Origin of the sequence: Roseimicrobium gellanilyticum (assembly GCF_003315205.1) — a bacterium.
Taxonomy (GTDB): domain Bacteria; phylum Verrucomicrobiota; class Verrucomicrobiia; order Verrucomicrobiales; family Verrucomicrobiaceae; genus Roseimicrobium; species Roseimicrobium gellanilyticum.
Window position 1 is genome coordinate 345,497 of sequence record NZ_QNRR01000007.1, and the last position, 24,540, is coordinate 370,036.

Genomic DNA, 24,540 nt, shown 5'->3' on the forward strand with positions numbered 1-24,540 from the left:
AACTCACCCACCAAATGAATGATGGGTGAGCCACTCCAGCCTGTGCAAAATTCTACACAAGCTGCCTCTCAATAATACCGGTCCTCATACGATCCCCGTCTCCCGTCCCTCATTCGGCGCATCAACAGCAGGGATTTGCCCAGATAGACCAGGCCGCTGATGAGTCCGATGAAGATGAGTGCCGAAAGCGGGAAAAGGACGACGCTGGCCGTAGTGGCTGCAATCAACGCGGCCCAGGTGACGAACTGACCCAAAGTAAGGGTCACCAAAGGCATCACCAGAATCGACGGGATGAGCAGGCACGCAAACACCTTGGCATTGAAGCGCAGCCATTCCCGGAGGTAGCCTTTGGGAGATAGCCAATGTTCCGTGGAAAGCGTGGTGTAGCGAAATACCTCTGCAGACCTTTCCACGCCGTTCAGCTCCGGCAGGTCAGGGTCTACCTTCGGTGCCTCCAGCTTTTCGGGGTTCCAGTGACGGGAGAGATAGAGACGAAGACGGCGCACCCAGTTTTTGGGTTTCTGCCGGCGTTCAGGAGGGAGCACTTCCAGTCGGTGGTCATGATCTTCCTCCTCGTCTTCAGGCCAGGGATGGTTAGGGTTGGTGTTCATGATGGCGGCGGATTTTTGAGCCTAGGGCGGTTCCGATGACGAGAAGCAGCACACAGCCGATTCCGAGGATACCTATGATGACGGAGAGGGAATCGTTGGCTTTGCGCTGTTGGGTAAGTTCCTGTTCGACCTGGACCAGCCTTTTCTGCGAGGGGTCTTCCTTCTTGTCGAACCAGCCTCCATGAACGGGAGGGATCGTGGCAGTGAGCAGGAACACGATGATGAGCTTGAGTAGGATGTGTTTCATGTGAATTGGGGAAAATGAAAAAGCCAGCCACCTCCGGTTAGGGAGATGACTGGCTCGGTGGTTTTTTGGGGGTGGGGTTTTAGCGGGGGTTTTGACCTGTGGTGTTTTTAGGACCAGCGCCGGCAGTTATCGAAGAACTCACAGCTCATGCAGCCGAACCCAGGGGAGGGGACAAAATCCTTTCTCTCCAGTCCTTCCACATAGGCTTCCATCAGGTGAAACAGCCGGGTTTCTTGGCTATCACTCATGGGAGGCAGTTCAATGATGCTGAGCTTGGGGTTTTTCAGCTTCACCAATGAATGCAGTTCAATGCCGAGTTCGCGCTGGCCATTGGCTTCGCGATAGAGCACAGCATAGGTGCATGTCTGGACTTCGTGGGTATGCGCTGACTGTTCTTCCTTGGGGGTGGTGCCAGAGGTCTTGTAATCGACTACCCGGCGTTGTTGCACCAGATCCAGCACTCCCACGAGCTTCGGTAAACCATGGTTTCCCAAGTCTGCTTCGATGGGGACCTCGACTGCTTCTGGTTTGATGGCCAGGTAGAGCCCGTATTGACGCATGTAGGTTTCCAGGAGCCGCCAGCCTGTCAGCTTTTCGGCTTCCTCTTCACCTTCCCAGTTTACGGGTTCTTCCTTGGATTGCTCCTCCCATGCCCTCGAGAACTCATCATGGAGCTCTTTCAGGGACAGGAGGCGGTTTTCCTTCCAGCGGGTCTTGTTCCAGGCTTTGAGGGTTTCATGGACCGCATTGCCTAGGAACAATGCTGCCGTTTTGGCCTTCTTGATTTGAGCCACGTAGCGGTAGTAGAACTTCAGCCGGCATTGCAGAAACGTGCCCAGCCGTGAGGAAGAGACGATTTTCTGCAGACCGGCGATGGTTTCAGCTTCGCTGGGTGGTTTGGTTTCTGGCTTCTCAATGGACTGGATCTTTTCGCGTGGGGGTATGGCAGCAAGGAGTGAGTTCATGAGGGTTGTTGTTGGTTGCGGGGTTGAGACCAGCGAGTGCGGCCTGAGGGTTTTCCTGCTTTGGCCAGCAATTCCTCAATCAATTGGGAAGCCTGCATCTTGTTGAGATGCTTCACTCCGAGCTGATAGAGCTGCTGAGACAGGTCCTCGACTTCCTGCTTGTCGATGTTGTTCTCGTTGACGATGCGAAGAATGAACCCGCGCTGTCCGTCGGTGCAGTTCCATGAGTCACTGTTCCCATTGCTGGATCTGGAGTGACCGTCGGAACCCTTGTGGTGGCCTTGGCTGCACCCGTTGCGGTGAGAGCCGTTGCCGTTCTGATGCTGTTGATGAGGGCCGCCTTGCTGGGTATCCTGTCCCTGACCTATGGCGTCGATGCCAAAGAACTCATCGGGGACAAAACCGACCTGCTTGATTTCCTTGTCGACGGACTGCTGAAGAAGCTGATAGAGCTTTGCGCACTCCGCTTGTACTTGGGAAAGGTCAGTCAGTTCCACCTCAACAGACACGCTGAAGAAGTGGGAGCTGAACCCTGGAAGACCGAGCTTTTTGCTGTAGTTGGCACTGAGGGTAACTGCCATGAGGCTGGGTATTCGGGCTGAGATGTAGGCACAAAAAAGCCGGCGCCCTTGCGGGAACCGGCTCGTGAGTGTCTGGTTTGTTGGTGAAATCCCTACGCAGCTTTGGATGGCTGCGAGGGATACGGCGGTGGGTCTTCTGCCACCCGAAGGGTTTCAGCTTGTCTCCATCCCTCCGTGTCCCTGAGAGCCTGGCACAGCAGATGGTCCGTGAGTTTGGTCATGGGCATCTTCCGTGCTTTAGCTTCATGGTAGAGGGCGGAAACAACGAACCGGGACATGGCAGGAGAGTAATGGCGTGGTCTGGCCATTGGGGTCTCCTTTGGATTTGAGGAACCGCCTTTGCTTTGGTGCTTCGGGCTTGGGTTCCTCTTGATGTATTATACCAGCATCGGCGATCTATTTCACCCTGATACCTTCCCACCGTTCCGGGTCCTGGCGGCTGAAGAGTTCCCAACGCATTTTGGTGCCTGTGGCGGTCTGTTTTGAGAACTCCACCCGCATTTGTCCTAGCATGGTTTCTACTTTTCCGTTTCCGATGTCCTTGATGGGGTATGGTTTCGAACGAGAACCGCCCAAGTCAACGAACTGGTATGCGTCAGGTGAGATGAGGATGCGCCTCATGAACCTGCCCTCGTAGAACAATTCCCACTCACCTAGGTACCATTGACCAGGTGCGGGAATGTTCAGGAGAGCGAGTTCCGCTTCAATCTTCTTCAAGAGGTCAGGGTTGGGCTTGAGCTTGCTTTCCTTCACTTGGGTGTGGAGGGATGAAAGCACTTCGCCATACCGCCTGTTGAGGTCCTGCTGCGCCTTTTGATATTGCTGCTTCTTGGTGTTGAAGTCCTGCTCAAGCGAATCGGAATTGGCCTGAGCAAAGACGGATGAACTGATGAGGATAAGTTTGAGGATGATGAGTCTGTCCATAGTTGGATGAGCAAGGGTTAAGGTTTCTTGTCATCCTGCTATACCGCCAACTCAGCCGAGAAATGGGGGAGGGGGTCAGTTGCTTCCTTGAGGCCGATACTTGTAGACCTCTCGTTGCGCGGCAGGATCTTCCCACCACGCCTTCTTTCTCTTGCTCTCCGATGAGGACTCTTGCCACGCTACGATGGCGATGCCGATGAAGATACCGATGACTCCTAGAACGAGCGAGAGACCTTTGATGAAGTGACCATGAAGTATGCCTTTACGGGAAAGGACCGAACCAAGAATGAAGCCGGCAGTGCCAAACAGTGGTGGACACACGATGAGCGCCAGCAGTGAGCACAAATACCCGACGACGGTCAGCACCTTCAAAATGCCCGTACTAGCCGGAGCAGGCAGTGGAGGCGGAAGCATCGGTGGTGGACTGGCATCCGCCTGCGCTTTATATTGCGTGACCTTCGCTAGAAGTTCTCTGGGTGGAGTTTTGAGCGCGGGAAGGGTGATTTTTGCTCCGGACTGGGTATTGCTCGGAAGTATGTAGATGGAGAGTTTTTCGTTCTGAAGATTGGGACGGCCGAGCTGCCATCCCGTCTTGGCAAGTTCGAATCGCCCTACCTCGGACCAACGATAGGACGAAGGCACGTAGTAGTCGGTAAGATGGAATCCCTGCTCGTCGATTTTCAATGCAGTGGAGCCTGGCAACGCACGTAGTCCAAGGGTAACCACCGTCGTTAGGCACATCACCAATGCAAGGAAGGTGAGCGCCCCACCTAGACCCACCAACAGCACCAAGGTGGTCATTGCGATGGCAAAAAGCGTGAACAGGCACGAACCGAGTCGAGCCGGCGGAATGACTTCTACCTTCATGGAGACGGGCGGGGATTAGGCTGACCGAACCGGTTCCTGTTCCGGTGCCTCTTCATCTTGGCTGGTAGGAAGGGGGCACTCCTGCGCCTCTCGAATTTCCTTCAACCCCATCTGCACCAAGCTGAGGACCACTACCCAGGCGATGAACCCGATGATTACGTACTTCCCGAGTTGGCCAAGAAAGTCTCCTAAAAGGGGGATTTGCAGCGGCGAATTCCAGACGGTATGCAGGATAACGGCGGTCAAGAACACCCGGAGAAATCTGCTGTCGCGAAGCATCTCAAACTGGAACCGGGAGTTCCCTTTCACTCGCCAGAGGGCTGCACCAACCATGGCTGTGAGGATGCCATGTCCTCCTAACGGTGTGACAATGCCCCTCATGAGAAGAGTGATTTCTACCCCATTGCTGTAGCCTGAGAAGAGGGATTCGAAGGCGTAGCCCGCAGTCTCAATCACTGCAAAGCTGGTTCCCACACAGGCGCCGAAGAGCATGCCATTGAGGCTCCATGGGTATCGAGGGTTGCCTACGATGACCAGCAACGCTAGAAGCTTAGCTGACTCCTCGACAATGCCCGCTACTGATGCACCCATCCACGAAAGTCCGATGGAGTCCGACCAACTGGAAAAGAACATGGTGATGAGCAGGGAGAGCATGCCGCCGATGAGCATGACCCGAATCATCTGGTACAGAAACACATTCCTGGGAGCGTTGAACTCGAAGAACAGAACCAGCACTGAAAGCGGCACTGCGAATGAACCCACGAGAATGACTCCAGGGATGAGCCTCAGGTTTTCGAAGTGGGAGCAGGCATAGTAGAGTCCTGCAAAAGCGGCTAGGGAGAGAAGTAGGGCGCGAAAGAACACCCAAGGCTGCGGCCATCTGGTATCGATGTCCTGAAGAGCTGGGGTAGTGGCTGGACTTCCCGTGGCAAAGTGGACTTCAAAATCATCCTGGGTGCGCTTCTGGAAGACAGCGGAGAAGAGATTGCCTGCCCTGAAGTCCTGCAGCTGTTCTAGGCCAGCCGCGGAACTGATTCTGTCAGCCATGTTGCCAATGACCGCGCCGGCGCCAGCCTTGAGGTCTCGGGGTACTTCTACCTGCCAGAGAGACCGGCCAATGCGGAGCTGTTGTTTGGAGCCAATGAGTCCTGAGGTGAAAGGCAGACCATCCAGGTACAAGCCAGCACCGTCCAAGGCTTCAGCTGTCACCTTCCTCTGGCTTACCGTGACCTGAACATGGCGGGGTAGGGCATCAGGGTCATCACTCAGGACGTTTGATTCTGAGGCCGTTCCGATGATTACAGGTTGATTTTCAGTGAGTTGAACGCGTTTCCCTGAATCCGGACCGCTGATGCACTGAAGGTAAGCAACGCCACGGGGAAGGGATTTCGACTGTCGTTCACCTTGGAGCCGCAGGAGTTCTTCAATGGGTAACCACTGAGCGGTCTTCTGGTCCCACGTCAGGTCAGTCAGAGCAAAAGTATCAGCGTGGAGGTGTTCTTGAAGCGCAGTGCTGGTAAGGGGCCCATACTGTTGGCCGTCTTTCTGGACGTAGAATTCCATGGCTGTTCCTCCGATAGTCCAGTCGAGTAAATGAAGGCTGGGGGAGGGTCAAGGCAAATATTCCGTATCCGGAATGAGAACTCGCTAATTCTCTGCGGGTGGCATCGGAGTTGGATGAAAAATTGGCTACCTTTCTGCGCAAGAAGCGCGGAAAGACGACCTATGCCGCATTCTCCAGGAAGATCGGATTGCCTGCTTCCACAATCTTCCGATTAGAGCAATGCCAACAAAGTATCACCCTCGGAAGATTGCAGACAGTCTTGGATCGCCTGAGGTGTACCCTTGACGATATTTTTGGATAACCTGCCGCAAGAACTGTCGGATTGCTCGCACTCTGCACTTCTATCGCACAGTTTGAAAGTCCCTTCTATTCATCTTGGAAAGGTACGAGGTATTCTTGAGCAAAACGACCAGCCTCAAAGCGACACTTTAAGAGCAAGTTGCTACATTCGTTTACAAGCTCGTCGTCAGGCAACTGAGATTCGCACAATGTTGAAAGTAAGACTCTCAGGTCCGAGATCAAAGACCCTAGCGCAGGATATGTAAGCGCATGAGAGGCCCCAGCTACTGCCGCCCGAGTCGCTTGGTTGCTCGGATGCACCGATACTCTCACACATTTGTAGCCTGCATAAAACTTCGCAAACCACTCTGAAGCTACCAGCAGTTGGCCGTGCTGGTTTTTTGTCAAGGCGTTCGCCTCCTTTTTCCTGCTTTTTGCTTCGATCACGAGACCTGTCTTTCCTGGCAAAAGCCAAAGGACATCCGGTCCCTCGCCATTTACATCACGCCTCTCACAAACAAATCCCAGGTACCTTCCAAGCACACATAGGGACTCCTCAAACTGGTTTGCGGAAGCTTGGTGATTTAGAAATGACACAGCGTCTTCAAATGCCTGGATCACTCCCCGCCGATTTCGATAACCTTTGATCTGATTGATGACTCCATGCGGCTGGGAGCCGGGCAACGGTAGAGACCTGTAAGGCTCGCGAATCTTTGGACGAAGCAAATTTCGATTGTGCCCAAATGCGGACCTTTGAAGCTCCTCCGCTCTGTCTTCATTGCCCCAGTTGTTTGAGATTCTCCCCGCAAACTGTTCTAGCCAGCCGCGCATTTGAGCGTCTAAACCATCTCCTGTAGAAGTGATCTTAACAAGTGCTCCAATGGCCTTGTCATGATAACCGTCCTGCCACAGGGTGAACGCTTTCCGCTCTGCGGCGGCGATTTGGTATCGGCTCCCGTCAGCAGGATCCTCCGATACTAACTCTGCGAGAGTTTCAGCATGGTACTGAGTCCAATCAGTGTCACGGTGGAAACAACGAAGCACTGTCTGGCGCAGATCCTCTAAGTTCTCGACCGCCTTGCTGACATCGGCTCCCATGTCAAGTTGGGCTCTCGTGGCGCTGGTGAGGAATCTAAAATTTGCTTCCCTAGCAACCCAAGATGCGAGATCAGAGCCTACTAACAGTACCACGCAAAAATCACCTGACCCGCGAGCGCCCCTTCCAATTCCCTGTTCAATGCGCTGGGCGAGAATCCGAGTAATAGTCGTGCCACCGTACAGCGCACTTGCTCTGTACAGTTCATAGTTTGAAGTTCCCGATGGAAGACCGCTCATCACAAGTAGACGACAGGAATTCCCGGGTAAGTCAATTCCGTCGTACCTGTTAGAGAAAACAAAAGGGCCTAGATCGGTAAGGTTCTGTAGGGCATCTACTGCTTTCTCGACTTGTTCTGGTCCGACCGCGACTGTCGCGACTTCCGACCACTGTTTTGCCGCAGTGTCTGAACCTACGAGGATGGCGCAACCGTAACCCTCCGTGGTGGCACTAGCACTCAATTCCCTAACAGTCTTTCGAATATTGAAATTGAAGCGCATTAGATCCGGAATCAGAATCATGCGTTCACTGATGCCAGCAAGCGACCGCGATTTAAGTGGATCAGAGACAGCTACGGCGTCAGCGTCAAAACATCTAATGATTTCGCTGTCATCCGCAATGGTGGCGGACATGTAGACCCGCCTCTGAGCATCGGAAAACGCTGGGAACATGTTCACCAATGGCAAAATCGGCGTGATTGTGAACGCAGAGCGGCTTATTAGCGCATGGCAGAACGAGAGACTGTCTCGAAGTAAAGGCCAAACCAGTTTGAATGTTTCGCCTTCAGGGCGGAGTTGTTCTCGCACGGCGTCCAGCTGCTCTTGCCAACTCCAATAAGGCACCTCCAATACCGCGAACTCAGACCCGCTAAGGATGTCGTCAAAGGTTCCGAGCTTGTCGATCCTGTTGAATGCATTGCGAAACAACATCGCCAAACTCTGGTATAACCCTCGATGAGCTTCTGCCGATATCGAGAGAGTGAATGCGTCTCTAACCACGGAAAACGCAGCATGCGCATCGTCTAGAATCACAGTGGAAACCGTTGGACCCATTCGCTGCCCTCGCACGCCAAATTTGCTAAGGCCATGAAATAGAGCGTTGTATGTCGCCACCATAACCGAGGTGCCATTGGTGAACTGCTCATTTAGGTCCTTACCTTTCTCGTAGCCCACAGCGCGGATTCCATAAGACTTCGCTTTCTCAAGTGTCTGATTCACAAGCTGAACCGTAGGTGTAAGGTACAATACTGGCTCACGAGTCTCGGTCAGTGATGACTGTGCGATCAGCAGTCCAACTAGAGTTTTCCCACCGCCAGTATGAAGCTTCACCACCACGTCTTTCTGCTGACGACGACCATACCAGGCTTGCAGGACCTCAGCTTGACTTGTGTAGAGGTCGTTGATTCCAGGCGGCTTTGGTAACCGCCGGAATATTTCAAGCGGATCCACAGTGGCAGGATTGCGAGGAGAGGTTCTAAGGCTTTTGAAATCCATGGACTACGGTGCTTGAGATGTTTACTCTATTGTAATGCAATTCAAGGTGCACATTTCCTTGGGGGCAAGAAGATTCTTCTCATTGGGGAATAAGGGGAAGCGCGTGCTTGCGGCCGATTCTCGGAAGTAGGCAACCCAGCACCTCAATGCGGTGGAGAAACACGGAATTCCGTGGCACCATCTATTCTGATGGGAAAGACCGACATTATGGAGGAAATATTTGACTTGATTCAACATTAACTTCCACCCAAAATTGCGCTCAGCTGCCATGAAAGCCTTTGTGTTGCCCGTCTTTCTGCTGCTTCTGGCGATTGCATGTTTGTCGGCAGAATCAACGCCAACCGAACTCTCCCTCAACGACGGTAGCCGAATCAAGGGGAGGGTGATGTCTGTCACCGCATCTGAAGTCACCGTGATGGCTGACTTTGGCGTGTTGCGTATCGATTTGGCGAAGTTGACTCCAGAATCCAGGGCCAAGCTCGCGGAGGCCAACAAGCCTGACACGGAGGCGCTTCTTCGTAGAGTCGCTGAGCTAGAAGCCAGGGTCTCTCAGCTACAGCAGGAGAACGAGCAGCTACGCCGGCAGGTGGTTTCTGTCCGCTCTACCCCACCTTCTTACCGTCCTTCCACTTCCGGAGTCCAGAGCCTCACCACTTCGGGAGGCGGCTCAACAGCGACCGCAGGTAGAGCCGTAAGCATCAGTTCGACTGGCAAAAGACACAATTCAGGATGCCGATACTATGCGGGTGGCCGACCCTGTGGTCCTACTGACGGAATTGCATGCAAACTCTGCGGTGGCTAGCACTAGGACTCTTCCTCCTCCTTCCGCTGGCGTCGAGTCAGGGTGGGGAAGTCGTGAGGGTGGTGACCTGGAATCTGGAGTGGTTCCCAGGAAAGAAGCCGAACGCGACCCAAGAACAAAGGGATCAGCACTTCTTGGAAGTTGCCTCCGTGGTTCCTCAATTCCGCGCCGACATCCTCATCCTTCAGGAGGTCCGTGACTTGGATTCAGTGGAAAAGTTGGCAAAGCTTCTTCCGGGGTTTGAAGTCCATGTGGTAAGCAGTTTTAAAGACCAAGTAGGAGGAGTGGTGGGGCTTCAACAGATTGCCATCCTTTCTCGTTTCAAGGCCGAAGGTGCCTGGGCAGAATCATGGAAGCGGGGGTGGGTCAATGCTCCGAGAGGGTACGCCTACGCCAAGCTGATGGTCTCTGGGAAGCCGTTGCACGTGTATGGAATCCATCTCAAAAGCAACCTGGGTGACGCCATTGCCAATACGTCAAAGCGCGAAGACGCCGTGGAACAATTGCTGGATCACATCAAGACCCAGGCCAAGGAGGGAGAAGCTGTAGTGGTCGGCGGAGACTTCAACGTGTCCAAGGAACAGTCTGCGCATGCCGGCGATACCACTCTGTCGAAAATGGAGCTGGCTGGGTTTTTCTGGAGTTTCGAAGGGGTGCCGCTCCAGGACAGAATCACCATTCCGGGAAACGGAAGATACCCGGATGCTTGCTTTGACCATCTTTACCTAAGGGACCTTGGTAGACCTGTGGCGTGGGTGCTCAAGGATATCCCTGGAAGCGATCATTTTCCGGTGGTGGTGGACGTCGCTGTACCATGGTAAAATTGGAAGGTTTGGACCTGTCCAGTAGTGGAGGACGCAACTGCGCTTGACAAGTGAACGGTGCGGCGTCACTTGGATAAATGAATGCTCTGCTGCATCCTGCGGTTCTTGTGAGCCTCCTTCTTATTCTCTGGGGTGGCCAGTCACTTGCGCAATCCCCTAATCAGCAAGCGAGGGGCTTGGCAATCGTGAAAGAACTGCCAAGCGACAAAGATGAATTTGCGACGAGCTTTCACTTTCTAAGTTGCAAAAGATTTGGGGTTACCACCAACTTCGTTCTCAATTCCGCCTCGCCTCTGACTGTGGAAAATTACAAGATATGTGCGGTGGCCGAGTTCGGTGACTTGACCACGCGGGACCTGATTACGGAAGAGGACCGGCAATACCTCGAACTCAAGCGTAATGAATTTCAGGAGCTAAGTCAGAAATATCCGACTGCGCGGGGCAAGTTGAAGCCCGTTATGGAGACTGTGATCCATCTTCAGAGTCAGTTGGATTCGGGACAAGTTCGCTATCGAGGAGGGTGGACTAGCAAAGTGAGCTTTGATGCAATGGTGGAATCAAAGAGGAAGGCCGCAGAAAAAGAAGCTGCCGACTACGCAAGGGAACTTCAGGATGTTCAGGCTCGTGAGAAAAACCTCGCTTCCGCCAGAACAAATCTTGCCGGCAGATGGTTGTTAAGAGATCACGTTGAGTACATAGATAGGCTAGCGCGTCAAGGTATCAAGATGAGTGGAATCTCGCTGCTGCCAATTCCGGAGAACATCATCCAGGATGCGCTCCATTTACCCATACGGAACTGGAAGGATGTCGTATTGAAAGAGGCGAAGGGAGCCATGGGGCCTGCCATCCTTTGCGTGATGCAACCTCAGGGAGCGTATTCCATGAGATTAGCGTTCACAATTGCAAGTGATGATGAGAAAATTGCTAACGCAGACGATTTGAAGGGAGCATTGAAAGTTCTCGCTTCAATAGACAACGAGTTGGCCGGTTGGCTTCCGGGGGCGGTCGCGGCAGCTCTCATTAAACTGGATCTAAATGAAAGAAACGGGGATAGAGACGCGGAAGTCACAATTGACCGCGATTTCGGTAACCGGGAATGCGAATTGCGGGTGCTTCCGAGATCTACTCACGAAGACGGTACCATCTACTCGCTCGTCTGCCTAACTGTTCATTAACACTCCGATGAATTACTACTACGTCAGCAGTGATTCCAACGTGGTTGGTCCGATGCCGGAAGAGGCGATACGCGGCCTTTGGAGGGGTGGAGTTTTGGGCGATTTATCGCTAGTTGCTCGTGAGGGCTCTGAAGAATGGAGAACCTTTGCAGAGACTTTCGAAACGGAATGTAGGAACAAAAGCAAGGCGCTGTCGAACCCTAGACGGTATGGCATTTTGATTATGGCATGTGCGGGTGCACTTATCTGCCTGGGTCTTATTGTGGCCATGAGTGGTCTGACAATCGGGCACTCCGCTAACGCGCCAGTCCCTTCATTGGCGACTCCTGAGCCAGGGGAGGACGTCACAAAAGTGAAGCCTCTTGCTCCTCTGCCAAGAGCGGAATCCCCTGAGTTGAAACAGAGTTCTCAATCTGAGGTTATGTCGTCGAGTAATCCCAGTTCCATCTCTCCGGGAGTTGCACATCATAACACCGCGCCTGTACGGTCCGAGGGCAATTCACCTGAAGCACGACTAGACGCGAAGCCATCCGACCCTGAGGATTCGCCGAATTTGCTGGCAGAATGGTACGATGCTGGATATCACCAAGGTGCAACAGTAAAAAAAGTCTACGAGGCGTTTGGTGTGACGCCTGAAACGTCCAAGGGTGGTCTGTTCCAGATTCTCAAAAGCTTGGGGGTAGAAGCTTCTGAAATTCGCAGTGACCAAAGGAACGCTTGCGTAGAGGGATATGGTCATGCGCTGGCAAGCAAGCCTAGCGCAATGGAGATTTCACCAAAACAAAAGGCGTCTGTGCTTCCGCGTGCACTCAGGGGATACCATCTGTTCAAAGGTGAGCTTGTTGAAGATGACGCTGGAGACTTTGCTGGGCGCGCAAGGGCAGCCACGGTGATCATTTTCAGCTTGTCGAACGATTCAGTTGGACAGGGGTCGGGCTTTTTCATTGCGCCTGGAATTCTACTGACTAACCGTCACGTTGTCGAAGATGGAGAGAGGTTGCGAGTGCGAATGCCTGATCGGTCATTTGTTGCCGCGGAACTTATCAGGGCATCTACAACTGCTGATGTTGCGCTTCTGAGAATTGAGTTGACCAACCATCCCATTCTAAAGCTGTCTAGCTCACAGGAGGTCAAAGTCGGTTCGAACATCTGTGCGGTAGGCTTTCCCGAGTCTTTCTTGCTTCTTGAAAGTAGTGGCGAGTTTGATAAGATGGAAGCTCTTAAAAGGCTGGACTCTACAAGCACCTACGGACGAATTGGGGGAAGAATGACGTTTGACTCCACAAAATGCTTCCATGTGGATCTAAACATTAATCATGGCAACAGTGGTGGTCCGGTCGTCAATACAAGTGGAGATGTTGTGGGCATTAGTACCTACGGTTTAGGGGACAGAAGGGGAGTGCAAGGACTTAACTATGCGATAGAGAGCGACATAGCGCGACAGTTTGTTCGTAGCGTTTTGCCGGACCTTCGTATCGATTGAGGTCGTTCGATTCTGGATGACAACAAGAGCTTCACTTTTAGAATCATGAGATGCTCTCCACCATCACCGGACTCAAAGACGATCTGGCCAAGCTCGCCGGCGTACTCAATCAATTCAAAAGCGAAACCGTACAGGTGAAGCTTCTGGAGCAATTCTTCGCAATAGGCCCGACACCAGGCTCTGAACTCGTCAATCCCGTTGCGACGACAAAGCCCCGTAGGGGAAGGCCACCAAAGGCTCAGGTAGGAAGTGTCCAATCACCCTCGACGCCATTTAGGAAAAAGGGCAAGCGTTCAGCGATAGGTGCAACGGGTGCCTTGAATGCACTTCTCGGCCAGGGGTACTTCAAAAGCCGGCGGACCATTGCTGACATCACCGCCGCCTGCGAATCCAAGGCGGGAGTCACCATCAAGGTAACAAACCTTTCGGGTCCTCTGGCTAGGTTTGTAGAGGAGCGAAGACTGCAGCGCGCCAAGAACAAGGACGATAAGTTCGAGTATTGGGCGAAGTGAGCAGGAATCCGCAATGGCTGTCGATTCTTCACCTAATACCGTTTTCAGCCTAGGCTACTGGGGCTGGGGTAATCATACGGAAAAGCTTGTTGAGTTGATTGATGGTTCAGAGGCATCACTACGATTCGGGAAGCCTGTCTACGTGGACATCCGGTTGCGCAAGGCGGTTCGAGCGAAGGGCTTTCAAGGAGCGAGATTTGCTCAGACGGTTGGGGGAGGCCGATACCATCACATTCCTGGCTTGGGTAATTTGAGTGTCCGAACTGGTGCCAACTCAATCCGGATTAAGCAACCGGGAGATGTGAAGTCGCTGATGCAAATCGTGCTGGCTGCGAGAAAGGAGAGAAGAAGGGTGGTGCTCTTCTGCGCATGTGAAGAACCGTGTTGGTGCCATCGACGGATAATCTCGCGACTGTTAGTGGGCCATGCAATTCAGGAAAGAGTGCACCTGACGTGTGTTGAGTGGCCTGGTGGAAGTCCTGAGTTCCATGAGTTGGAAGTTTCCAAAGTTACTTTCGACACTGTGTGGCGAGGTCAGGGGACAATTGCTTTGAGTCGGAAACTCAATCACCTTCGGGTATTGCCATGGTACAGTGTGCTTAGGATTAAGCACGGAGAGCGCATCAAGGACATTTTCACGGGGCGCGCAATCTACAGAAAGGGCTGGCGCCTTCCATATTTCCAGGATGTGGAAGACGCCCCGCGGAGAGTTCAGCGAATTGAAGCAAGGCTTCTGCAGCACGATTGGGGGTATGCACCGCAATCAACTTACTGAAAGGAGTTGAGCCATGGACGCACCAGATCTCTACCTGCCAATACCACCGCATCAGGTTCTCTTCACCTACAGCGAATGCTATGCGCAGGCGGAACGTAATATGAGAATTCACCGCTTTGGTCGGCTTCATTCACCAGAGCAGAGTTTGGTGATGTTCTTCTGCCGATTACCCTCAGATGAAGCAGAACCACATTGGGAGCAAAGGGACGTGCCTCCCGAAGGGAGGATCTGATTCTAAAAGCACTCAAGGAGATCCGCGTCCCGGTTGTGCTCGAGAGTACCTGGAAGCAAAGGGTATAACGAGCATCGTGGCCGGCATCACAGGGAATGCCAAGCGAGCCGCCATGGGGTTTGTCTGGGTGCGTTCTGATGGTGCTTTGGCGATTTTGAGGCCAGGCTAATTAATCCTGCGCGTAGAGACGGCCGATGCTGCAAAGCTTGAATCTGACCTTGAACCCGGGGAGGGGAGAGTTCCGAAGTTCTGAATCTATTTCTCCCCTTGGCACTCCGAAAAACTCCGGGAGGTTTCGCGCCTACCGCTCGTATTCAGTCGGGAGGAACATTGGCCGCGTTCTATTTTCAATTAGGAACGTGAAGTGCGAATAACAACATTTTAAATTTTTTCGGTGACCCAATTAACTGTGCACTGTTTTCGCGTTCCTGAGGCTTGTCACCTGATCAAGCTGAGGGAGTTACGAGGTGAATATTGAAGGTTCTTCACCCCTTGAAAATTTTGGTGGTTGAGTGGGGATGTGCTCTTGGCAGTGGTGCTGACAGTCGTACGCATGTGTGTCTGAGCCAAGCTCATAGGATGTCACGGCTGGCGAAAACGACTTAGCAGAACCCCGTTCGGACGTCTCGGACAGGATTCTGCCAGTCGGTTGGAAGAATTAGCCAGTTTGAGGAACAGAATTTTCCCGGCTGCCTTGCTCAGGGGCGGATTCTCCAATGGTGCCAATCTTCAAAAGGACGCCACTGTCGGGTATGACCAGGCGTTTGATAGGGAACTTGCAACTTGGTTTCCCACCCTTCTGCCCCAGCAATTGGAGAATACTTTGATTGTGAGCTTTGTCTCCAGAGAACGCCGCACATGCAAACCTACCGTCGGGGAAAACCACGAGATTGTTTCCCTTTCTGTCGGCATCGTTTGCTGCGCAGGCGGGGCATCTCGCTACGATGCGCCCGTCTTCCTTCTTCTCCACGTTGGTGAGCTTTGTCAGATTAATCTTCATTGCACACCTCCGTCTTGAGTCTGATTCCTTTGTAGCCCCTTTGAGTGCCCGATCCTACTGGTATGTCATGCCTTAACGCAGCCTGATGTATTTCCATCATGTACCTCGGTAGCTGAGCATTTACGTCTTTCGGGTTCATTGGTTGCATGCCCTGCTGTTCGCAATAGGTATAGTACCCTTGTTGAAGATATTTTACCGTCAGGGTGCATGACGGATTTTTGACTATTCCATCGCGCACAAATGCTTTCACGCTGTCTGACTGTTGAAGCAGCAAGTCTACGCGAGCCAGCTGGGTTTGCGTAAGGATGTAGTCCCCATGGTCTCTCAGCTCCCGTTGCAGCTTAATGGCGCCTTCGACCATCCAACGAAGTATTCCGGGACCTTCCTCTTTAAGAAGCTTTTCGGCGTAGCCCACAATCTTTCTTTCGACAGGTGGACGGTCATATTTGACTGCCAACAGGCGTCTGAACCAAGCACCCACATCACCTTCGAGACGCACATTCAAATCAGCATTGCATGTGATTCCCACGTTGAAGTTCCCACGTATTTGAACTCGGTTGTTAAACCCCTTCTTTTCGGCTTCCAATAGATCGCCACCAATCAAGGCTTTGACCACACTTGCGCTTTTGAGACTCATAAAATCGGCAGCTACATCCTTACCTGACAAGAGTGTCTTCCCATTGAAGGCGTAGAGCTCGAACGGTTTGCTCAATTGTTCAGTGCGTAGTTGTGCCACATTGTTCGTTCCGATGACACTTTCCAAGATAGTCATCAGGGTAGACTTCCCTCCGCCAGGAGTTCCCAGCAGCAGGAGCATCCGTTGAGCGTCGTTCCTACCCATCAAGACTGCGCCCGCCCATCGCTGTATCAGACTGATGTCTTCTTCATTCAATGCTGGCCCCAGGAGTTCGTTCAAGAACTGGGGGCATTGAGCTTCGGGGGCATACTCATAGGGACAAACGTTGCGGGAATAGAAATCAGGGTGAAATCCTCGCAGTTCGACATCATCACCCTCAAAACAAATCATGCCGTTCTTCACGTGGATGGCAGGAGGGCGATTGTGAAACACGCCCGGTTTCTCGGCCATGAAGCGAAGCTGATTAGTTAGGGAAGACGCCGTGTGGTCGTTGCAACGGTAATGTAGACTGGGAAGGCCGGAGTCTTTTGCTACTTCGCCGATTCTTTCCAGGAACTTTCGCTTGATGGTTTCGACCGTTGCAATATTCCAAATGCCTGAATCGGGATGGTACAGGAAAAACTCCCCAAGTGAGGAGTCGAATACCACTCGGTTCTCTAGCATAAAAGCTTCAACGAAGAACTTCTGATTGAGCGTTACTGTTCCTCTCTCGGAGATGGAGAACGGTTCACCTGCGTCTTCGGTCAGGAGGTCGAAATCTGATTTGACCCATGGGAGCTTCAGGTGGGACGGCCAATGAATGTCCTCGAATGAAATCTCAATCGGGGGTGCTCTATGAACGAAGCTATACTGGTTTCCTGAAGGATGGGTACCTTGGATGACCGATTGATTGCCGGTTGATCTCCACTCGCCCCAGGCATTTCCGGCCTCTGTGACGAATTTGATAGGCGCAGGGTAGGGGGAGGTCATCCGAACCCACAACTGCTCTCCACGAGCGCCCTTTGAGCGAAGCGTGGTGCGTAGGCGGGGATTGAGAGCGAGGAAGGGCTCTACCTCATCGTCGGAGTCAATGTCGATGGTGCACAGCCCTCCAGATGGGTCACCCAGAAGGACCCCGGTGTTCCCCGATTCACTGAGGTCGCGGAGGTAACAGGGGTTCTCCATCTCAGAGACATCAGTCTTCTGCCAGCCGCAGATTACCGGGTATTTTGTGCCGGCGGAGATTGGCAGGAGAATGACGTCGGGTCCTAGGAGTTCCCTGAGGCTCTCTATACGGGCGGCCTGCGTTGTGTTTTCGTTTGCGGAGAGCTTCGGTGAGCTCTGGTCTGTCTCTTGTTTTTTTGTGTTTTCCATAATGAAATACTGACTGTCCGGTCGATTCCGTCGTAACCGGTGTGATGTGCCCGTTGAGCAAGCGTTTCTTGCATCCGCTCACGGAAGGCGAATTGATGTGGGTTAAACTCGGAGGCCATATGCATTGGCGAGGTCCACGATGAACGCCCTGAGCACCTCCGGTGCGATCAGGCGGAGACCATTGGAGCTTCTTTCGTAGGGAATCAGCTTCGGGTCTGTGATGGCGCGTGCTGCGGTATGTCGGTCTATCCCGAGTATCGTCGCAGCGGTAGGCAACGTGAGGTACCTTGCACTGCTGTGGCTCGTCCTTTGTTTGGACTGAAACTCCTGGAAGCGGATGAAGCTTGCGGTGGGATTGATTCTGCGGAACAAGGGGGCGTATGAACTTGCCTTGATAGCGGAAACTGAGTTTTTGATGCGTGTTGTTTTTTTCATAAGATGGTCTTCTAACGCGCCTGAAAACAGCGGGTGTGCATGGCCACGAAGAGCGCGGAGTTGTACTCCGTTCTTTTAGGGCTTTGCCCAGCGGGGCTGTTTTTAGCTCCTTGCTGGGGTCCGTGCGGTGACTACCTAGTCAGGGTCGCGTTCAGAACTGGCGGGAAAATAACACGGCAATGCGAAAAGTCAACATGTCTTATGCATCTCTCTTAAAGATACCTATCTCCAGTGCACCTTATCGATAGCGCCGGTGTGCCTGACTATGGGGGTGAAATAGCCCCGGTGCTCGTGCAAACTCCCAACCGACTTGAGAAAAGTGGTCCGAGACGTCCGAGGGGAGGTTGTACCATGTCGAGGCGGATTCTAATGAAGAGATAGCCCCGTCCCAGCTGGTGGCCGGAACGAGGCTCATTATTGCTTAGATATCAATCTCCACGCCCAGGCTCTTAAGGGTTCGGAAGAAGTAGTCGCCGAACTCTTTCCATTCCTGAATTCGCTCCGCCGGAAAAGTATCGAGGGAGCGAAGGCCATCAGTGATGTTGTCGAGAAGGTCGATGGCCTGATCAAGGTCCTTCGCGTCCCATTTCCTGCGTGCCAGCTCCTCCGGTTCACCATCCTCTTCGACAAGAGGCGGTGCAGGGATGACCTCATCCTCAGTGCCCCTGTCTTCCTCGACCGCCTCCGACTGAGAGGAACTCGCGATATAGGGGGCTGGGGCTGGCTTTGGCGCGTCAAATACCGCTTTCAGCGCACTTCCGAGTTCCGCTAGGTTTAGCCCCTTCCCGGTCGTGATCTGCTTTCTAGCGGTGCCTTGCATCCGAAAATGAGGGAGCTCCGGTTCCCCCTGCTCGTCTTCGACCTCGCCGGAGACATCAGTTTGGGCGGGACCTTCAGCTTCATCTTCCACATCGCTAACCTGCGTGCGAGCGCGCAAGGGTTGCAGCCCCTTTGTCTTCAAGACCTCTCCAGCGGCGTGGATCGACTCCTCATTAAGAATGCGGAGCAATTCATCAGCCTCGTCGATTGCGCCGTCGCGCCGGAGCTCATCTGCTTTGTCCAGCACCTTCAATCCCATGGCCGCAGTGACGCCTGACAGGTCCACCTTCTTTGCGGCGATGTCGCGAGCTTTGCCTTTTTCAGCGGGTGCAAACTTCTTCACACCCTCCGGTCCGTTGGTGGATTGGCGGAGCTTGGCCTTCTCTGATTCGATGCGACGGTATTCTCGATACTCCCGAAGCTTTTGCTCGGTGGTTTTCGTCCTGTACTGATTTCCATCAAGGATTCTCTCATGAGCTTCATTCTCGGTGAGCGTCCTTGCGATGACGATGACAGGCACCGATTCCAGGCCGCATGCGACGGCTGCAGCATGCCTTCTGTGGCCGCTGATGATGGTGTTCTTGCTATCAATGATGATGGGGGTCCGGATTCCGTGCTCGCGTACGGATTCTTCAAGGCCCTGGTCGGCGTCTGTCTTCCCGTAAAGCTGCGCATTGAAAGGATGGGGAATGAGGGCAGCGGGGGAGATGTTCTTGTACTCGGAGCCGGAGACTGCTTCGTCGATGTTTGATGATGAAAATTTCATGGTAGTAAAATTCTGTTTTTGCGATTGGATATAGGAACCGCCCCAGGGCATCGGGGCCAGCATTGCCGTCTCGAGTACGGCCGTCGCAAGAATTTCACCCTGACTCCGCCAGCGACCGTGTTTCGGATCGCGCTGGCTGGAGCTTGGCGCCTTCATCATCAAGGCTGCCACGGGTAAGAGAACGCAACTTCCAAGTGGAACTAGAGGTCACTAGGAAGTGAGTCGAGTATGCGCTATATGGTTATGTTATGCAACGGAAAAGTGTGTTTTATCTAACGAAAGATAGCAGCTAGATATCGACGGATATCGCCAAACATATTACGGTGCCTCTGTCGCATCGCGCTTGACGGCAATCCCGCGAAAACCGCGGACTGACTTTCCATCCCGCTTGATGTCATGGCTCCGATGCAGGCCATGATGGGTTAACATGAGCTCTCCTAAGGCGTTTTGAAGCTTGCGCTCGGACAGGGGCTTCCACCCGTGTTCGCGACACATCTCCGCATACGCGTGATAGATCTCCTCGACGCTCATGTCGTTCGTCCCTGGTGCCAGAGCATCGCGGACAAACACCACTTCGCTTTGTGATGCATTGACGAAGTCCTGCCTGCGCGTCTTTTGCTCCTCGGTGAGGCTGAAGAATCCGGTGCGTAGAATTTCTTCCCTAGCCGCGAGGTAGCCCTCAACCAGCCAGCACAGAATTCCGTCTCCCTCTTCTTCCAGCAGCACCTTATCGAAGTTCGCGATGCGTTCGGAGGGGCTCTTGCTGAACTCGATGGGGATCATTCGTCTAAGCCACGCCTCGGCATCCCCTGCAATCTTGAGCAAGGGGAGTTCGTTGGCGGTGACGATGACGTTGAACTTGCCTTCGAGATGGTGCTTGCCTCCGAATTTCTGTTCCGTCTCAATGCGATCTGCCCCGGTGAGCCACTTTAGCGACGAGCCCCCATTCTGAAGGAAGTCAGGTGTGACGTCCTTCGCGACCAGCAGATCTTTGCCCTGGTACGAGTGCGTCTCGAATCGGGTAGAGAGCTGTTCCGTGCGCAGGTGAGCCATCCGGTGCGTGCCAATAATGGCCTCGAATACGGAGATAGCCGTACTTTTGCCAGTGCCGCCCTTCCCAGTGAGCACGAGAATGCCCTGCGCCGGATTCCCCGCCACGAGCATGCTTCCCAGAACACGTTGAAGCAAAGGAAGGTCATCCTCATGCTTCAGCGCCGGTTTAAGCAGGTCTTCCACCCAACGCGGACATTGCAGCATCGGTTTCAAGTTCACAGGCATCTGCGCCGTAAACCGGTCTTCTGGCTGAGGCGCCCGGAGCTTGGGCTTGGAGCCTGAGAGATCCAGGACCCCATTTTTCACGAGCAGCAATCGAGGTTCGTGGTCGAAGTTATCGCCGAAGGAGCTGTAGCCCTTCAGGGTTTCGATGACCTTGCTGCTCATCTGGGGGGTCACCTTGTGATTGAGCTTCGAGAGGGGGATATCCCGCTCCCGTGCAAGCGTTTTCACAAGTTGATTAACCTCTCGAACGGCCTGATGGAAGTTCTTAGGCTTCCAGACGCCGGTGTCCTCACTGTACTGGCGGAGTTGCTGGGAGTTGTCGTCCCAACACACCCCAGCATGCTGTGCGTACCTCTGAGCCAAGGCTGTCCAGTTGAGGAGCACCGTTTTCTCGGTGTCCTCAAAGTATTCGCCTTCCCTCTGCTCAATGGCATCGAGAGGCGTGTTGACCTGCTCGTTCTCGGGTGGAAGTGAGGAATTACCGTCACGACCGTCCGCCGAAGGCATGATTTCGTACTGGATGAGTTCGCTCATACTGCCACCTCCTCGCCGTTGAGGCTGTTGAGGTAGTTCAGAAGCGAGCCCACGTGGATCAGACGCACACCGCGAACGGCGTGCTTCTTCTTAAGCACGATGCTCTTTACCGGCGGCTTGTACCCATTGGCGGCACAAGGCAGAATGAGCTCGTTGAGTGCTGAGCGCGAGAGCCCTGTAAGAGGGCATTGCGCAGGTGATTTCGGGAGGCGGATGAAAGCCGGAAGGAGGTTGATTGCGGGACTATCTTCAGGCTCCGTGACCTCTGATTTTCGGGGACTTGATATTTTTGGTGGATGGAATTGGGTTAACATGACAACCCAGCCTTCCACAGTGAAAGTCGTCTCGCGAGACGGCTAAAAAAGGCTTTTATGCGCTCCCAGTAAATCGGCGCGTGATCTCATCCAGAACGTGCTCCGCCTTCAGTTTTGCGAGCCGACGCTGTTCCATTCGGGACTGCATCGCCAAGAATGCCTTCGCTTTCGCCTTCTCGATGGCAGACCTCTCCGCATTGTCTATAATCTGTACGACACTCCGACCCGGCCCAGGAACAAAGCCGTGTGTGATGAGCTGTTCTGCCTGCCTCCGAGCTCGGTTCCAGGAAGATTCACTGGCATACCTCGGCGCATGCTCACCGCAATGTTCGTCCCCTACGGCGTTTAACGCGTCTTCCCAGTTGCCATAGTGACGCAACAATCGAAATGCACCCAGCAACTTTAGGAGCTCAAACGCATCCGTGCGTCCTCTGGTCTCCTTCACTGGGAAGAATGAAGGGCGGTGCCTCTCGAGCCACTTCTCAAAGCTTGCCTTCAGAGCTTCGTCACTTGCAGCCCAGTCCACTTCTATCGCGTGAACTGATGTCAATTCTTGAAATCCGGTGTCCTGTGGGAACTCTCGATACTCACCATCTTCATCGAAGAGGCGAGGGGGTGCAATCGTCAGCAATGGCCCTTCCAATGGGGCCACAGCTTTCATTGCCTTCGTCCTGATTTTGGCCGGGACTTTAAGCCATGGAATCTGAGGGAATTGTGAGAGTGTTGAGTAAAATGCACTCCATCGCTTCTGCCAGTAGTAGTCTGCTGCGCAGGGATCTGAACAAGTGAGTGCCCATTCACTCTCCCGGCCATGTTTGACCTGTTCAATTGCCTTTTTCGATTCCCGAGCGAGCTCATATTCCAAGCAGTACTGCTTTTCATCACCGGGGCATTCGCTGAAGTCCCAATCTTCCTTGGAAAGCTTGGAGGGTGCTCGTTTCGCGGATCCATTCATGCATCTGTGGCTTCTCTGATCGTTACGTCGGATAGCCTTGAATGGCGCTGAACCACGCTGAATTGTTTCGATTGTGAGTGACGGCTCGCTTTTTGAGCTCGGCTCCGCTTCGTCCGGCAGTCTCCGTGCTACCGAAGGTGTTCAAAGGAAACGTCCGAACCGTCCGGGGATAGCCCCTTTCGGAAAGAGACATCCTGCGATGAAGCACAGGGGCTGGGAAGAATTTTACACTACCAGAGTTCCTATGGCCCTTTCTGGGGTGCCGTAAAATCAGGCAAAGCCTCAGTCGCATTCTTCAGAGCTTCCTGGCCGACGTGGGTGTAGTGCTGGCTCATCTGTTCGCTGTCATGACCAATGAGCTCCATGACGACAGCCTGAGGGATGCCGGCTTCTTTGAGTAGGGTGACAGCTGTGGACGCATAGCCGTTGCGTCGAAAAAATAACTCCGTCCAAACATCTCCAAACGTAGTGAAATCTCCTCGAACCTGTTACCCGAGGTCTTACCTACAGACCTTTTCAGCTATCTGGTGCCGACATAAACACCTCAAAATGAAAGAGGTGGCTCGAGCCGGAATCGAACCAGCGACACGAGGATTTTCAATCCTCTGCTCTACCAACTGAGCTATCGAGCCTTTTCGGTTGGGGCGGGCAGTATGTCGTGTCGCGGGCTGCGTGCAAGGGGAAAGTGCTTTTTCTCAGCCTTGCTAAGCGAATTCCGTTTTTCTAAGGTGGCGGTATGAAGTGGCTCATTCCCGGTGTGCTGGCATGGATGTGGGTGGTGACACTGAGTCCCCTGTGCGCCGTGGAGGTGGTGGAGGGGCCGGTGGTCACTGCGACCGATACCTCGGCCAGCATCACATGGAAGACGGATGTGGTCTGCGGCACCCGGGCTTCGGTGGGACTGAGCCTGGAGAGCCTGATCCAGAAAGCAGAGGGACCCGTGGGGCTGGAGCACGAGGTGACTTTTTCCAACCTCAAGCCAGGCACCACCTATCACTACAGCATCGCCACCGCGAAAGTGAGGCTGAAGACTGGTACCTTCTCCACCAAGGAACCCGGCGTGGCCCGACCGCCACCCGCTGGAGGCAAGTCTCAGGCCACGACTGAAGCCGCCAAGCCAAAGGTAGAGACCAAAGCCAAGCCCATGGCTCCGCCTGCCCGGAAGACTTGGGGAAACCACCGTACCTTGCAGGATCACTATGACCGCCACGGGCCTGATTTCGGCTCCGCTTCACCCGAGGATTACGCCCGTCAGGCATGGGAATTCCTGCAACGTGCGATGGATGAAGGGCTCCCTGCCAAGCTAGACGATGCTGATGGCACCATCCGGGTCTGGGACCCAAAGAGCAAGGCCTTCGCTGCGTACAATCGGGATGGCACCACGAAGACCTACTTCAAGCCGGGCAGCCCGGATTATTTCACCCGTCAGCCGGGGCGGAAAATCACCCTGAAGCGCCCTGTTAGCTCGCCCCGCTAGCCACTTTCACCAACTCATCTACTTCCACGATCATGCACGTCTGCCCTGTGTGCGGTTATCCCAACCTCGCTGAACCTCCGAGATCCCCTTCGGGTGGTGGCTCCTATGAAATCTGCCCCTCCTGCGGCTTCCAGTTTGGAGTGGATGATGACGACCGGGGGAAGACCTATGAAGAGGCTCGAAAGGCCTGGAAGGAGGCAGGCTCCCCCTGGTCCAGCAAGGGCATCCCTGCTCCCAAGGGATGGAATACCAAAGAGCAGCCCGCGACCTCGAACCCTGCTCCTCGGAAAGTTGCCCAAAAGCACCGGTCGCAACCAGTCAGGAAAGCCGCGGAAAAGGCCGTGAAGAGCCCTGCGAAAAAGGTGGGCAAGAAGGTGGCAAAGAAAGGCACTTCCTCCCGACGCAAAAAGCCCGTGCAAACTGCCAAGAAGAAGCCCCGCAACCGTCGCTGAGCCGCCGGGTTTTTCTTCCGTCATGGATTGGACTTCGCTCCATTGATTTCCCTTGCAGCTTTTGCTGCCACATGTCCCTATTCCCGATCC

21 protein-coding genes, 1 tRNA gene and 1 pseudogene are annotated in these 24,540 nt (G+C 53.7%); 7 read left to right on the forward strand and 16 right to left on the reverse strand.

Translation table 11 applies throughout. The features are described from left to right. Positions 1-68: 68 nt before the first annotated feature. From DES53_RS20030 to DES53_RS34065, 9 genes and pseudogenes are all read right to left on the reverse strand, one after another. Complete coding sequence (locus DES53_RS20030; protein WP_245958214.1) at positions 69-611, reverse strand: hypothetical protein; 543 nt, start codon at positions 609-611, stop codon at positions 69-71. Next, positions 595-858: a hypothetical protein gene (locus tag DES53_RS20035; RefSeq protein WP_113960079.1), complete on the reverse strand. Its 264-nt coding sequence runs from the start codon at positions 856-858 to the stop codon at positions 595-597. Before DES53_RS20035 ends, DES53_RS20030 begins: the two co-directional genes overlap by 17 nt. A gap of 107 nt (positions 859-965) precedes the next feature. After that, entirely contained in the window at positions 966-1,823 is an 858-nt protein-coding gene (locus DES53_RS20040) for a RecB family exonuclease (RefSeq protein WP_113960080.1), read from the reverse strand. Beyond that, positions 1,820-2,404, reverse strand: coding sequence for a hypothetical protein (locus tag DES53_RS20045; RefSeq protein WP_113960081.1), 585 nt, complete (start codon positions 2,402-2,404; stop codon positions 1,820-1,822). The genes DES53_RS20040 and DES53_RS20045 overlap by 4 nt, the downstream gene beginning before the upstream one ends. 92 nt (positions 2,405-2,496) lie before the next feature. Beyond that, complete coding sequence (locus tag DES53_RS20050; RefSeq protein WP_245958215.1) at positions 2,497-2,682, reverse strand: hypothetical protein; 186 nt, start codon at positions 2,680-2,682, stop codon at positions 2,497-2,499. Positions 2,683-2,800: 118 nt separating this feature from the next. After that, positions 2,801-3,328 carry a hypothetical protein gene (locus DES53_RS20055; RefSeq protein ID WP_113960083.1) on the reverse strand — a complete coding sequence of 176 codons (528 nt, stop codon included), beginning with the start codon at positions 3,326-3,328 and terminating at the stop codon, positions 2,801-2,803. Between the two features lie 75 nt (positions 3,329-3,403). Continuing rightward, entirely contained in the window at positions 3,404-4,195 is a 792-nt protein-coding gene (locus DES53_RS20060; RefSeq protein ID WP_113960084.1) for a hypothetical protein, read from the reverse strand. A gap of 15 nt (positions 4,196-4,210) precedes the next feature. Next, positions 4,211-5,404: a PrsW family intramembrane metalloprotease gene (locus DES53_RS20065; RefSeq protein WP_245958216.1), complete on the reverse strand. Its 1,194-nt coding sequence runs from the start codon at positions 5,402-5,404 to the stop codon at positions 4,211-4,213. Between the two features lie 219 nt (positions 5,405-5,623). Then, a pseudogene (locus tag DES53_RS34065) lies at positions 5,624-5,758 on the reverse strand (GYF domain-containing protein); the annotation flags it as partial. A 98-nt stretch (positions 5,759-5,856) separates the two neighbouring features. Here DES53_RS34065 and DES53_RS34070 point away from each other — a divergent pair. Beyond that, positions 5,857-6,060, forward strand: coding sequence for a helix-turn-helix domain-containing protein (locus DES53_RS34070; RefSeq protein ID WP_211325624.1), 204 nt, complete (start codon positions 5,857-5,859; stop codon positions 6,058-6,060). Between the two features lie 65 nt (positions 6,061-6,125). On the opposite strand, the gene DES53_RS20075 is transcribed toward DES53_RS34070, so the two are convergent. After that, positions 6,126-8,627, reverse strand: a complete 2,502-nt coding sequence (locus DES53_RS20075) for a DEAD/DEAH box helicase (protein WP_113960087.1) — start codon at positions 8,625-8,627, stop codon at positions 6,126-6,128. Positions 8,628-9,491: 864 nt separating this feature from the next. Here DES53_RS20075 and DES53_RS20085 point away from each other — a divergent pair. The 4 genes from DES53_RS20085 to DES53_RS20100 all read left to right on the forward strand — a co-directional run bounded on the left by DES53_RS20085 (position 9,492) and on the right by DES53_RS20100 (position 13,423). Beyond that, the gene (locus DES53_RS20085; RefSeq protein ID WP_245958217.1) at positions 9,492-10,250 is read left to right on the forward strand and encodes an endonuclease/exonuclease/phosphatase family protein; all 759 of its coding nucleotides are present in this window, start codon (positions 9,492-9,494) and stop codon (positions 10,248-10,250) included. An 80-nt stretch (positions 10,251-10,330) separates the two neighbouring features. Further along, positions 10,331-11,428: a hypothetical protein gene (locus DES53_RS20090; protein WP_113960090.1), complete on the forward strand. Its 1,098-nt coding sequence runs from the start codon at positions 10,331-10,333 to the stop codon at positions 11,426-11,428. Positions 11,429-11,435: 7 nt separating this feature from the next. Next, the gene (locus DES53_RS20095; protein WP_113960091.1) at positions 11,436-12,911 is read left to right on the forward strand and encodes a trypsin-like peptidase domain-containing protein; all 1,476 of its coding nucleotides are present in this window, start codon (positions 11,436-11,438) and stop codon (positions 12,909-12,911) included. 50 nt (positions 12,912-12,961) lie between these two features. Next, complete coding sequence (locus DES53_RS20100; protein ID WP_113960092.1) at positions 12,962-13,423, forward strand: hypothetical protein; 462 nt, start codon at positions 12,962-12,964, stop codon at positions 13,421-13,423. 1,665 nt (positions 13,424-15,088) lie between these two features. On the opposite strand, the gene DES53_RS33105 is transcribed toward DES53_RS20100, so the two are convergent. The 6 genes from DES53_RS33105 to DES53_RS20145 form a co-directional block, all read right to left on the reverse strand. Beyond that, positions 15,089-15,430, reverse strand: a complete 342-nt coding sequence (locus DES53_RS33105; protein ID WP_113960093.1) for a hypothetical protein — start codon at positions 15,428-15,430, stop codon at positions 15,089-15,091. Further along, positions 15,420-17,420 carry a phage/plasmid primase, P4 family gene (locus tag DES53_RS20110; protein ID WP_113960094.1) on the reverse strand — a complete coding sequence of 667 codons (2,001 nt, stop codon included), beginning with the start codon at positions 17,418-17,420 and terminating at the stop codon, positions 15,420-15,422. Before DES53_RS20110 ends, DES53_RS33105 begins: the two co-directional genes overlap by 11 nt. An 856-nt stretch (positions 17,421-18,276) precedes the next feature. Further along, a complete protein-coding gene (locus DES53_RS20120; protein ID WP_170157248.1) occupies positions 18,277-19,440 on the reverse strand; it encodes a ParB/RepB/Spo0J family partition protein in 1,164 nt (387 codons plus the stop codon). Between the two features lie 318 nt (positions 19,441-19,758). After that, positions 19,759-21,252: a DNA primase family protein gene (locus DES53_RS20125; protein ID WP_113960097.1), complete on the reverse strand. Its 1,494-nt coding sequence runs from the start codon at positions 21,250-21,252 to the stop codon at positions 19,759-19,761. Between the two features lie 369 nt (positions 21,253-21,621). Further along, the gene (locus tag DES53_RS20135) at positions 21,622-22,521 is read right to left on the reverse strand and encodes a hypothetical protein (RefSeq protein WP_113960098.1); all 900 of its coding nucleotides are present in this window, start codon (positions 22,519-22,521) and stop codon (positions 21,622-21,624) included. Between the two features lie 559 nt (positions 22,522-23,080). Continuing rightward, a tRNA-Phe gene (locus DES53_RS20145) sits at positions 23,081-23,153 on the reverse strand. A 104-nt stretch (positions 23,154-23,257) separates the two neighbouring features. On the opposite strand from DES53_RS20145, the gene DES53_RS20150 reads away from it, so the two are divergent. After that, complete coding sequence (locus DES53_RS20150) at positions 23,258-23,998, forward strand: hypothetical protein (protein WP_113960100.1); 741 nt, start codon at positions 23,258-23,260, stop codon at positions 23,996-23,998. 32 nt (positions 23,999-24,030) lie between these two features. Next, the gene (locus DES53_RS33565; protein WP_211325625.1) at positions 24,031-24,450 is read left to right on the forward strand and encodes a hypothetical protein; all 420 of its coding nucleotides are present in this window, start codon (positions 24,031-24,033) and stop codon (positions 24,448-24,450) included. Positions 24,451-24,540 lie beyond the last annotated feature (90 nt).

Coding starts and splice junctions, on each gene's coding strand:
- DES53_RS20035 (WP_113960079.1), bottom strand. CDS start 858: ATGAAACACATCCTACTCAAGCTCATCATCGTGTTCCTGCTCACTGCC.
- DES53_RS33105 (WP_113960093.1), bottom strand. CDS start 15,430: ATGAAGATTAATCTGACAAAGCTCACCAACGTGGAGAAGAAGGAAGAC.
- DES53_RS20120 (WP_170157248.1), bottom strand. CDS start 19,440: ATGAAATTTTCATCATCAAACATCGACGAAGCAGTCTCCGGCTCCGAG.
- DES53_RS20135 (WP_113960098.1), bottom strand. CDS start 22,521: ATGAATGGATCCGCGAAACGAGCACCCTCCAAGCTTTCCAAGGAAGAT.
- DES53_RS33565 (WP_211325625.1), top strand. CDS start 24,031: ATGCACGTCTGCCCTGTGTGCGGTTATCCCAACCTCGCTGAACCTCCG.
- DES53_RS20110 (WP_113960094.1), bottom strand. CDS start 17,420: ATGGAAAACACAAAAAAACAAGAGACAGACCAGAGCTCACCGAAGCTC.
- DES53_RS20045 (WP_113960081.1), bottom strand. CDS start 2,404: ATGGCAGTTACCCTCAGTGCCAACTACAGCAAAAAGCTCGGTCTTCCA.
- DES53_RS20125 (WP_113960097.1), bottom strand. CDS start 21,252: ATGAGCGAACTCATCCAGTACGAAATCATGCCTTCGGCGGACGGTCGT.
- DES53_RS20150 (WP_113960100.1), top strand. CDS start 23,258: ATGAAGTGGCTCATTCCCGGTGTGCTGGCATGGATGTGGGTGGTGACA.
- DES53_RS20050 (WP_245958215.1), bottom strand. CDS start 2,682: ATGTCCCGGTTCGTTGTTTCCGCCCTCTACCATGAAGCTAAAGCACGG.
- DES53_RS20040 (WP_113960080.1), bottom strand. CDS start 1,823: ATGAACTCACTCCTTGCTGCCATACCCCCACGCGAAAAGATCCAGTCC.
- DES53_RS20060 (WP_113960084.1), bottom strand. CDS start 4,195: ATGAAGGTAGAAGTCATTCCGCCGGCTCGACTCGGTTCGTGCCTGTTC.
- DES53_RS20075 (WP_113960087.1), bottom strand. CDS start 8,627: ATGGATTTCAAAAGCCTTAGAACCTCTCCTCGCAATCCTGCCACTGTG.
- DES53_RS20095 (WP_113960091.1), top strand. CDS start 11,436: ATGAATTACTACTACGTCAGCAGTGATTCCAACGTGGTTGGTCCGATG.
- DES53_RS20055 (WP_113960083.1), bottom strand. CDS start 3,328: ATGGACAGACTCATCATCCTCAAACTTATCCTCATCAGTTCATCCGTC.
- DES53_RS20090 (WP_113960090.1), top strand. CDS start 10,331: ATGAATGCTCTGCTGCATCCTGCGGTTCTTGTGAGCCTCCTTCTTATT.
- DES53_RS20100 (WP_113960092.1), top strand. CDS start 12,962: ATGCTCTCCACCATCACCGGACTCAAAGACGATCTGGCCAAGCTCGCC.
- DES53_RS20030 (WP_245958214.1), bottom strand. CDS start 611: ATGAACACCAACCCTAACCATCCCTGGCCTGAAGACGAGGAGGAAGAT.